Annotated in this window: 7 protein-coding genes; 3 read left to right on the top strand and 4 right to left on the bottom strand. The window is 59.2% G+C overall.

What is annotated here, in order from left to right; translation table 11 throughout:
• Nucleotides 1-398: 398 nt before the first annotated feature.
• Nucleotides 399-617: a hypothetical protein gene (locus NZK35_RS01215; RefSeq protein WP_259630778.1), complete on the bottom strand. Its 219-nt coding sequence runs from the start codon at nucleotides 615-617 to the stop codon at nucleotides 399-401.
• 253 nt (nucleotides 618-870) lie between these two features.
• Between NZK35_RS01215 and NZK35_RS01220 the strand changes: the two genes are divergently transcribed.
• Entirely contained in the window at nucleotides 871-1,599 is a 729-nt protein-coding gene (locus NZK35_RS01220) for a hypothetical protein (RefSeq protein ID WP_259630779.1), read from the top strand.
• Here the strand turns inward: NZK35_RS01220 and NZK35_RS01225 are convergent.
• From NZK35_RS01225 to NZK35_RS34535, 3 genes are read right to left on the bottom strand one after another with little or no spacing between them, the layout of a single operon-like run.
• On the bottom strand, nucleotides 1,592-3,808 hold the full coding sequence (locus tag NZK35_RS01225) for a site-2 protease family protein (RefSeq protein WP_259630780.1): 2,217 nt from the start codon (nucleotides 3,806-3,808) through the stop codon (nucleotides 1,592-1,594). The genes NZK35_RS01220 and NZK35_RS01225 overlap by 8 nt on opposite strands.
• Nucleotides 3,809-3,863: 55 nt before the next feature.
• Nucleotides 3,864-4,751 (bottom strand): efflux RND transporter periplasmic adaptor subunit, encoded by an 888-nt coding sequence (locus NZK35_RS01230; RefSeq protein WP_259630781.1) that lies wholly within the window; start codon nucleotides 4,749-4,751, stop codon nucleotides 3,864-3,866.
• A 29-nt stretch (nucleotides 4,752-4,780) separates the two neighbouring features.
• Nucleotides 4,781-6,799, bottom strand: a complete 2,019-nt coding sequence (locus NZK35_RS34535; protein WP_259630782.1) for an efflux RND transporter periplasmic adaptor subunit — start codon at nucleotides 6,797-6,799, stop codon at nucleotides 4,781-4,783.
• 191 nt (nucleotides 6,800-6,990) lie between these two features.
• On the opposite strand from NZK35_RS34535, the gene NZK35_RS01240 reads away from it, so the two are divergent.
• Entirely contained in the window at nucleotides 6,991-9,078 is a 2,088-nt protein-coding gene (locus NZK35_RS01240) for a TolC family protein (protein WP_259630783.1), read from the top strand.
• Between the two features lie 232 nt (nucleotides 9,079-9,310).
• Nucleotides 9,311-10,006: a hypothetical protein gene (locus tag NZK35_RS01245; RefSeq protein ID WP_259630784.1), complete on the top strand. Its 696-nt coding sequence runs from the start codon at nucleotides 9,311-9,313 to the stop codon at nucleotides 10,004-10,006.
• Nucleotides 10,007-10,611: the final 605 nt, after the last annotated feature.

The following is a 10,611-nucleotide window of genomic DNA, read 5'->3' on the forward strand; positions in this document are numbered from 1 at the left end:
TACGAAACGAACAGCCGAAAGAAGCGTTCTCTTACCGACGATTGACGCAACCTTCCGATTTTAACACATCGCCCCTGGATCACCGTCAGAAACGCTGACAGGTCCGCAACCGTCCCGGTGTAATTTCGGTACAAACGGATCAGATTCCCAGGCTTTGCGGAATCTCGATCGGCTTGAGTCACAATTCTGGTCAACTGATGCACTTGATCTGGATGTAGCGGTCCTGCCTGTTTGTTCGCGCAACGCCAGAAACTGCAGTCCGATGTCCGTCGGCGACGAAGCCTTCTCTTGCTCCAGGTACTCTGTCCTCCCTTCACAGCGACCGCCATCGGCGGCCTCGAGATCTGAGCGGCTGATTTGACACGCTGATTGAACACACGTTGCATCAACACGTTGCATCAACACGTTGGAAAGTGACCGGCCATGACCGACTCGGTAAACCGCTCGACGCGATCGCGTCGCATTCGACGTCGAAACACCCTTGAAACGTTGTGCCGCAGGGGCGTGGCCACGCTGGCCTGTGCCGCATCGATGTTGACCGCCACACAGCTGGTCGCCGGGGATGCGGGCGTCGTCGGCGGCGTGCCGATCACCACCGATCCAACCGCCAGCATCATTCGACTCGCCCCCAGGATTTTGGTCAGCAACCCCGCCGGGCAACCCGGTGACACATTATTAAGCGGTAGGGCGCGAGCCCCCCGGTGCTATAGCAAAAATGAAGAGCCGGAGGGCTCGCGCCCTGCCGCTAACCCCTCAAGAAACACATGGGAAAAATGCTTCACAGCGTTGCCCTCCGGGAGCGATGTTTCTGCGCGGGAAGCCTCGAATCAGTCGCGGCGTCATTCGGACCCGCCGACTCTCGTCTCCCAAGTGACCTTTTCCTCGCTCCATCAGGCCGGCCAAGCATCGGCGGGCGAGCCCTTGGCGCAGCAACCATTTGAGTCGCTGCCCCAACCGCCCTCTGTCAACACGGTGGAAGTGGAAGTGGAGGTGCCGGCACTGGTGCAGCCCGTGCCCGTGTCGCAACCGCCAGGTCTGTTGCCGATCCGCCGTGAACCCGTTTTGGAGTCTGCCGACGAAGGCTCCTCAACCTTCGATTCATTTGACGATCCACAGCCGGAGCTGATCGAAAGCGACGTGTTGGACTTGGGTGACAGTCAGTTCGGTCACGATGTCATGCAGCGGGAACCTGTCACAGCCCCGACGCAATCCACGGGGGCGTGGCTGGACATTCGCCCCCGAGGTCTGGGAGCGTCATCGCAGCAACCGGTTGCCGACGCGGATCTGCCCGCCGATACCAGTGGTCTGGCCCGGCACGATTCTGTTCCGCAATTGACCCTGTTGCATCGGTCTGACCTGACCATGCGAGACTTTTGGGCGGGCGCGTCGTTTTGTCACCAGCCGCTGTACTTTGAAGACAACCGATTGGAACGCTACGGCGCGATCCGTGGTCCGCTGAAACGCGTGCCGGCGGTCCACTCAGGGATTCACTTCGCATGGAAAGCCGGTGTCTTGCCGTTGTCCGCGGCCATCGATCCGCCCTGCAGTTCCGTTCGCAGCGGCTACCACACGCCACCGTTGAAACGGTTGATCAGATGACCGTTTTGAAGGTCCGTGAGAGGACGCGGAGCACACGTTGGCTGAGCGGTTGCGATTGAACCGAAATCTTCGCCCGCCCGCGAGCGCCGATCAGCAGCGGCACATCGGTCGAATCGAGTTGAACGTGGGCCTTGTAGGACGTCGTTTCCGGTCGCAGCACGCCGGCTTGGTCGACACGGCTGGAGAGTTGTTGGTCCACCGCCAATTCCGATGGAACACTTTTCACGCTCACGCGTGAAATCTCTGTCACCGTGCCGGCGATGACTTCACCGCCGGCGATGTCCAACAACAGCTTCACCCGCTGATCCTTGCGGACAAACTGCATGTCCGATTGGTCGATGTAAACCGCTGCTTCAAAAGCGTCTTCTCGGCCGATCAGGCAATACAGTGTCTTTCGTTCCAGCGTCATCCCCAAATTGCTCGGGTCCATCGGCGTGCCGCTCCAATGTTTCAGTTCCAGCTCACCGGGCGTCGGCGGCTGCAGCGTCGGCGGAGCCAGCACCGTGCCTTCAACGGGGGCGGTCAACACCAATGCTTCTTCGTCCTTGCGCAACTGACTCAATCTGCGTTGCAAGTCGGCTAGGATTTCTCGGGCGGCCGGCAATTGAGAGGCCAGCGTCTCGTCGTCGCCACGCAACGATTCCAGATGCTTGACCCGCAGTTCTTGGTGACTCAGCTGACCACGAACACTTTCCAGCTCGCGCCTGACTTCGATGTTTTCTAAGTACGCCAGCGGTTCTCCCGCGGCCACCTTCGTCCCGGTTGCAACCGATTGCGTCAGCCGGCCCGGCACCGAAACATAGACGCGGCGGGCATCGAGCGGCTCGATCATCGTCGGCGCGACAATCCGGCAGGGAAGCGGCACCCAAAGGCAGGCGGCGACCAGCAAGGTCACCACTCCGGCGGAAATCAGCAACCGGCCGGGCTTCACTTTGCGACGTGTCGAGGGGTTGGTCATGATTCGCGATACCGCGGTCAAGAGAGGTGAAAGAAGTCCGACAAGCAAAACGACGGTCAAAATCTGGGCGATCAGAATCAATCCCGCCGGTTTGCAAATGCGGTACACCAGATACAGGATCGAAACCATCACCACCATTCGGTAAAACATCGATGCGAGAGCGTAAACCAGCAACACCCCACGACGCCCCTGAACGGAGACCGGTTTCCCAGGATCAATGCCCAGAAAGACACGCCAGGCGAGACGCTGCACCACGCGCCGTGAGTCCTGCCAGAGATTCGGCAAATCCAGAACGTCGGACAAGATGTAGTAGCCGTCATACCGCAGCAGCGGATTTCCGTTGAGCAGCACCGTTCCGATCGAACAGACAATCATCACGTTCAGGCAAAGAGTGTTGAACAACCCCGGTTGGCTGGACAACCACAGGATCGTGCAAAGCGATGCCAGAACCACCTCGACAAGGATCCCCGCTGCACTGATCGCCACACGCTGCAATCGACTGGACAGCTTCCATGCGTCGGTCACATTGCAATACAAACAAGGCGTGAACACCAACAACATGACACCGAGCTCATGACAGCGGGCGGCGTAGTGTTTGCACGTCAACGCGTGACCGATTTCATGAAGCAACTTGATCAACGCCATCGCCACGGCCAACGCCAATAAATTGCGCGGGCTCAGCAACGCATTCATCTCCGGCAATCGCCGCGTCAATGAACCCTCTTGCGTCACCAGCAACGCAACCGCCGTGACAACCAACAATCCACACGCCGCACCACACCAGGGCGAGAAGATCCAACGCAGTTTCGGATACAGCCAGTTCAGTAAGCAATCGGGATCAAATCCGCGAAATCGGATCGCCAGCGGATTGGAGAACGCATTCATCCACGAGGCGCGTCGCTGCTGGTCATGACGCGTCCGCAACGGTTCGCCTTGTCCCGGTGCATCGGAAAGGACCAGTCCGTTGCGATGCAAATTGGCCACAAACCAGTGCAGCCGTTGGTTGGTCATCCGACGCGGGGCGAAACGTTGTTCAAACCGTTGCTTGATCTGCTCCAGACTCGAGCGACCATCGAGCCACCCCAGGATCGCGAACTCCTCTTCACGGAACTGAAAGTATCGCAGCGCAAGCGGGTCTTTGATCACCCACACGTGATCTCCGCGACGACGCTGTGGATAGACTTCCAGGTCCGGACGTTTGCGGAGTTTTAAACGCCCCACCCCCGCCGATGATTCACTGTCGGTCGACACTTCGCTCGTCTCCCTTGTGCTCTGTTCAGATCTAAACGTTCACGGAGCACCAGGGTCAATCCGTGATGATCGACATTCGAGCGCGATGTCCGGGTTGCAATCGTCCGTCGTGGTTGTCGACCTCGGCCCAGATGCGAACCTGGCCGTTGACCGGGTCGATCTCGCGGCTGACGAACACAATCGTTCCCGAATAGGATTGCGCGGTTTTGTCTTCGTCGTGTGGCATGACCTGGACCGGCAACCCCTTCAACGCTTCGGTGACTCGGCTCGCTTGGACAAATCCCTCCGCACGCAACCGTTTGATGCTGACGATCCGAAAGATCTTTTCGCCAGGTGTCACCCACTCGCCCACGTGACGCAACACTTCGACCACCTCTCCGCTTTGCGGCGCCAAAATGCGCCGCACCTCGATGTTTCGTTCAGCCATAGCCAATGCGTTGGCCATCAAGTCCTTTTTCGTTTTGGCGTTTTGAAGTTCGCTGCGGGCTTTTTCAATCTCAATCTCTGCCTGTTCGGCATCCAATCGCGCTTTTTCCAGTTCCGACTGAGACACGCTTCGCGGCTGAGCGGCGTCGGCTCGGACCAGTCGATCGAAATGGGCCTGTGAATAGACCCTCGTCTTCATAGCCGATCGGATCGCGACATCGTTTTCAGCGTCACGCATCGCGATGTCCAATTCAAACGTCGCACGCTTGTAATCCAACTGGGCTTCGGTATCGTCGATTTGCGCCAGCAGATCTCCCTTTTCGACCAGCTTGCCTTCCGATGCATGGACCTGGACCAGCGAGCCGACCGCCCGAGCGGGCACGTCGACTTGATCGATCAAGCGAATCAGCACCGAATCCACCCCGATCGTTTCGGCCGAGCCAACGACGCAAGCTGATGCGAGCATGATCGTCCACAAGCCCAGGTGAAACATGCCGATCGGTCTCCCATTCTTCATTCGTACTTCCCGTTCGTGATTCAACCGGTTCAAAATAAAATCCATCCTCGGACCGTCTCGAAGAGGTCGTGTAGCCAGACGAATCCCAAGGATCGACGCCCGCAATCGAATTTCGCCTTGATCGTCGTTCCCGGTCGCAGCAACTCCACCGCTTCGCTGGGGACTGAAACCAGTACCCGTGTCGAAGCCTGCTGTTGGTCCAGCACTTCGGTGCGTCCGGCGATCTGCTTCAAGTTGCCACGATACGTCGGCGAGCTGCCGGTCGCCAGTGTGAACGAAACGTCCAGGGGCTCGTCCTCGATTCGCTGGGCCGAGATCACGTGGCCGACGCTGCGATCGGGGACCAACAATTCCAGCACCCAGGGACCGGATAGATCCGCCACGCTGACCAACAACTGACCCCGTTGGACCGGACGATCGGACAACAAATCTTCGGGATCCCAGGTCAGAATCCGCCCGCCGATCGGACTGCGTATCTCCAAGCTGTCGCGTTGCTTGCGGACCAATGCGATCTGGGTCTGCAAACTCGCCAGTTGCTGCTTCAATTCTTGTTCTTCGGCGGCCAACTGACCTGGGATTCGAGCCGACGCGTTGTCAAATCCGCTTTGAACACGCGCCGACGCGATCGCCAACAATCGTTTCTCCGTCGTCTGGTACTCGCCCTGCAACCGTTCCAGTTCAAGTTCCAGATCTCGGCTGCGGAGCACCACCAGAATCTGGTCGGCGCTGACCGATTCGTCGTGGCCGCCACGCACCTCGACCACTTCACCATCCACGGGCGCATAGATGTTGCGCCGGATCAGCGGTTGCGCTTCCCCTTCGGCTGCCACGTAATGGGTCGCCGGAATCAATCGCAGGACCAAGATCGCCAGCACCACAGCCACCGTGACGATCGCCAGTTTGCGTCGTTGCAGCCCACCATATCGGATCGTCCGACGTAACCAGCGGGCCAGCGACAGCATGGGCAGCGATTGGTAGTCGATCGCGTTGCGCAGCGCCGAACTGCAGAGGTTGGCGATGCGAACAATCCGCTCTTCCGCATCCGGGGCGATCGAAGCGTCGAACGTTTCTAACACCAACATGCCGACCAGTGATTCCGTCGCATCGCCCGATGCATCGGACGACACCAACAGCGGCACCACGTCGATGGATTGCGAGTGGGAGTCGTCGGCAAACGCACACAGGGGGCGTTCCAATTGAGGCGGGAACTGATCGGTCGTTCCCCGATAACGCAACCACTGTCGCGACGGTTCGATCGCTTTGGCCAGTTCTTCCATCGAACGCACCAGGTCCGAGCGGCGATCGAGCGTGTCGACGCCGCTGGTCGCAATCGCGGTCAAGCGTCCACGCAGGGGAACCAGCAAACTGACCCGGTCACAGCCGATGAACCAACGTCCGTCGTTGACGAATTGATACGCCGTGTCACGTAAGTCCAAACTCGCATGGGCACGCTGGCACAACGCTTCATATTGACGCCATCGATCGACCGCCGATTGAAGTTCCTTCAGCCGCTGTCGCCGCAAAAAGTCGCCCGCCAAATCCGCGACGATTGCCAGCAGACGTTCAGTTCCCGTTCGCGCCGCGGGGCTGACCGAGTTGGATTGAACCACTTCGAGCACGCCGATCACGTCCCGGTCCATCCGCAGCGGTGAACCGGTCCAGTAGTACGTTTCGTGGACGCCGCCGCGCCCTGACGGAGTTCCCTGGGGCCGGTCGCCCGGTGCGGTGGTGATGGGGATCGCGGCCGACTGCTGACGACTGCTGTCGAGCACCGAACGCAACAATCGTGTGTGGTGTTCACTGGCGATCAACGCGGCATCCGGCAAATCCGAGTCGACCTCTACCTGGCACAGTGACGCAAACCCTCCGTCGTCGTCCGCCATCCAAACGCTGCCGCCGGCAGCACCGAGCAGTTCAACGGTTCGCTCGAGTGCTTCGCCGGCGAATGCGTGAAGTGAAACGGAAGTCTGGGAAAGCTCGGAAATCTCGGCAACAAACTGCTCGATCTCGCCCCACTCTTCGCCGCATTGTTCCGGGGAGGACGTCACACTGTCTGCCAATTGAAATCGACCTTTTCGGTAAGATGGGAGGTCTGGGGCGTCTGTTGCGAATGTATCAAAAAGAGTGTCTTTGCCGAAAACAGAATCTATTTCGGCGGTCACGATGCCGATCTACGACTCGGGGCTACCATCGTACCACGGAACGATTCGCAAACGCTACGGAAAGAATTAGACCTCCGATGACGTGCAGGAGCATCACGAACTACGGCCTTTGCGCGATCTCCCTGCTGGCTTTGGTCGGTTGCGCGACCGGTGTTTCGGTGCCTCCTGCGGCGGTGACAAGTATCTTGGCGGAGGTAACGATCGCGCAGCCGGACCTGAACGAAGTGGTTCGGAGCGATGCCCCGCTTGGTGCCAACACGCCCTTCTCGATTCGCGAAGGTTCTTCGCCTGGCACGGCGGCGCCCCAACCCTGGGATCTGACCATCGATCAGGCGGTTCAGATCGCGTTGGCAAACTCCACGGTGCTGCGTGACCTGGGTGCCCGCGTGATTCAAACACCGGGATTAACGCCGACCATTTATGGACCGGCGATTCAGGCAACCGATCCGACCAGCGGCGTGGAAGCGGCGCTCAGCGAATTTGATGCGCAGGTCAACGGCGACCTGTTCCACGAAGACAACGATCGGGTGCTCAACAATGAGTTCGCCGGCGGCGGCGAAAATTTCTACCAACAGCAACTCACGCGGCTGGAATCGAGCCTGAGTAAACAAACGGCCTCGGGGGCTCTGTTTACCCTGCGCCACAATTTTGACGCGGACTTGAACAATTCCGATCGCAATCTGCTCGATGGCACGGCGTGGAATTGGAATTTTGAAGGCGAGGTCCGACATCCGTTGCTGCAAGGGCGGGGCGTCAACTTCAATCGAATCGCCGGCCCGAATGCCACACCGGGCGTCTACAACGGCGTCGTCATCGCCCGGCTCAGCGCCGACGTGACGGTGGCGCAGCTTGAGATCGCGCTGCGGGACTACTTGAGCGACGTCGAAAACGCCTACTGGGATCTGCACTTCGCCTATGCCGACTTGGAAGTCAAGCAACAGGCTCGTGACCGCAGTCTCAATACGTACTTGTTACTCAAAGCCCGGCAGGGGCTTCCCGGGGCCGAAGACGACAAACTGGCACAGGCCAAAGAGCAATACTTCCGATTCGAGCAAGACGTTCAAAACTCGCTGGCCGGTCGTTTGGTCGTCGGCACCCGCACATTCAACGGCAGCGGCGGCGGGACGTTTCAAGGGACCGGCGGCGTTTATGTCAACGAACGACGTCTGCGGTTGATCATGGGATTGCCGATCAACGACGGTCGACTGATTCATCCCACCAGCCCGCCGACCGATGCGCCGGTCACCTACCATTGGAACGACATCGTTTCCAATGCCTTGGCACGCCGCACCGAACTGCGCCGCCAGCGGCTGAACGTCGATCGACGACGCTATGAATTGACCGCCAGCCGAAATTTCTTGCTGCCGCGGCTCGATGCCGTCGGACGCTACCGCTATCGCGCCCTGGGCGAAAGCCTGTTCGATCACAATATCTCTCCGGCCGGTACCGCGACCGGCACGGGGACGCACGAGTGGTTGATGGGGCTCAGTCTTTCCTATCCGGTCGGATTCCGGCAAGCCCATTCGGCGGTCCGCAATGCCCAATTGAGGTTGGCCCGCGAACGCGCCCTGTTGACCGAACTGGAGCGTCAGGTCGTGTATGGATTGAGTAACGCGATGGCCGAAAGTGATCGCGCCTACGAGATCTTACGAACGGCGCTCAATCGCGAGAATGCGGCAAAAGAACAATACGAGATCCTGGCCGGTGAAGCCCAGGCGCCGGTGCGTCAATTCGATTTCAATGCCTTGTTGGATTCCGAACAGCGTTATGCCGAAGCGGCCAGCGACGCCAATCGTGCCCGAGTCCAGTATGCCTTGGCGACGAAAAACCTGAACTTCGAAATGGGATCGCTGCTGGAGTACTTCAACATTCACTTGACCGAAACGCAATCGGCCACCGCACGCAGGACATCGCCCGCGCCCGGCCGACAAATCGTTCGCTCCGTCGTCGATTTCGCCAAGGCTCCCTTCAGCGGCGAAACGCAACACGGCGGCGCCACTCCGGCGCATCCGCAACCCGGCGAGGTGATCGCGGTCGAAGAGTCGATTTTGGGTGAGAGCGAGATCAACGCAATCATCGAACGCGAGCTGGCCCACGAAGCGTCCATCACCCGCGGCAACGACCTCGACGCCCCGATCCGATCGCCCTCCGATCGCACGTTCTAGCCCAGCCTCTGATTAGGGCATTGGATCATTCTGTCGCGAATCATTCTGCCCTCTCTCTCCCGCCCCGATTTTCGCAGGCCACCAAAAAATGTCCCCCGGTTAACAAAAACAACCCATGCAGGATCGGCAGCCCTCGTGTGTATGATGGTCGTTCCGGGCGGTCGCAAGACAGGCTCCGTGTTTCTCCAACGATCCCCTCATCATCCCACTCTCCTCTTCCACTGATCCGATCATGCTGAACCTACAATACGACCGATACGTTGCCGACGGTTTCGACGAGCTCGGAGCCTTCGTGATGGTGATCGACGGCTTTCCGGCGGAAGAGCGTTATGAGCCGACGATCGAGCTGCTGGAATCGCTCGGCTATCAACGCAGTTCCGCCACCGAGATCGGCGATGGCGAATACGCGATCAGCACGCCCGCTGGCGAAGCCACCGAGAAGTCGCTGCGAGTTTTCTTTGTCAAATTCAAAATCGGCGGCGATCTGTATCTGTACCAGCCTCTCAACCGAACCCTCTTACGAGGCAAATCCTGCATCCCGCACCGGCCGGAGTCTGACTTTCGATTCGCCGATTGGTACCCGGTCAAGGGAAGCCCGGTCAAGGGACGCGCCGGCGTGATCGAAGAACAGTTGGCCGATGACTTCCCGAACGCTGCGATGGCGGCGCAGTTCTTGCATGACCACGGATTCAAGCGATCCAACACCCACAAAAAGCTCGGCAAGAACACGTACTTCGTCGCCAGTCGGCACGGCGACGGCCAGCCGTCGGGCATCGTGTTTCGCGGCGAGCAGGAAATCTACTTTTTCGACTACTACGCCGACACCCGTTTCATCATCGGCCCCAGCGGCCTGATCAAAGACGAGCAGCCGACTGAGCGACAATTTCAGACGACGGCATCGATCGCCATGATGAACCTGTTCGGCTGAGCAACGCACGGAAAATAGGTGGGATAGGCTTCCAGCCTGTCGACTCTGGAATGACGAGCCTGGAAGCCTATCCCACTCGCGAGATCCGACACTGATTCGCTCGCCCCTTGCCGCACGCGTGTCGGCATCCCCAACCGCCCAGCGGTCCGTGGGAGTCGCTTCCACGTCCCCAACCCCCGACTCCCGGCGTCCGGTCGCGTGGAAAACAAAGCCTCAGTCCCAAAAGAGCGATCGCCCTTCCCATGAACCACTAGTTAATTCGGGTGGTTCCCATTATCGGCAGTCCGACTGCTGATAAGATGCGTAAATCACGGCAGTCGAACTGCCAATAATTCATCGTTCACGCTGCGAACCGACGCCTGGCTGCCACGGCCTACGTCTTCTTTTGTGTCTTCTCGCGCTTTTTGTGGCAAGTGATCTGCTGCGGTTTGACTGGTGCGCCGGCGTCCTTGCTGGAAGGAGCTCACGCAAAGTCGCCAAGCCGCAAAGATTAGAACCCATTCCTTTGCGGCTTGGCGCCTTTGCGTGGTCCTTGTTCCCCTTGGGCCACGCTGATGCCGCAATGGGTGCGCTCGGACTGCGCCCACCGGAACTCATCGAACCTC

Source organism: Stieleria sedimenti, from assembly GCF_025060895.1.
GTDB classification, from domain to species: Bacteria; Planctomycetota; Planctomycetia; order Pirellulales; family Pirellulaceae; genus Stieleria; species Stieleria sedimenti.

What these genes read in the sequence shown, in the direction of transcription:
- NZK35_RS01215 (WP_259630778.1), bottom strand. Translation starts at nt 617, where the DNA reads ATGATGCTGGCGGTTGGATCGGTGGTGATCGGCACGCCGCCGACGACG.
- NZK35_RS01230 (WP_259630781.1), bottom strand. Translation starts at nt 4,751, where the DNA reads ATGAAGAATGGGAGACCGATCGGCATGTTTCACCTGGGCTTGTGGACG.
- NZK35_RS01240 (WP_259630783.1), top strand. Translation starts at nt 6,991, where the DNA reads ATGACGTGCAGGAGCATCACGAACTACGGCCTTTGCGCGATCTCCCTG.
- NZK35_RS01245 (WP_259630784.1), top strand. Translation starts at nt 9,311, where the DNA reads ATGCTGAACCTACAATACGACCGATACGTTGCCGACGGTTTCGACGAG.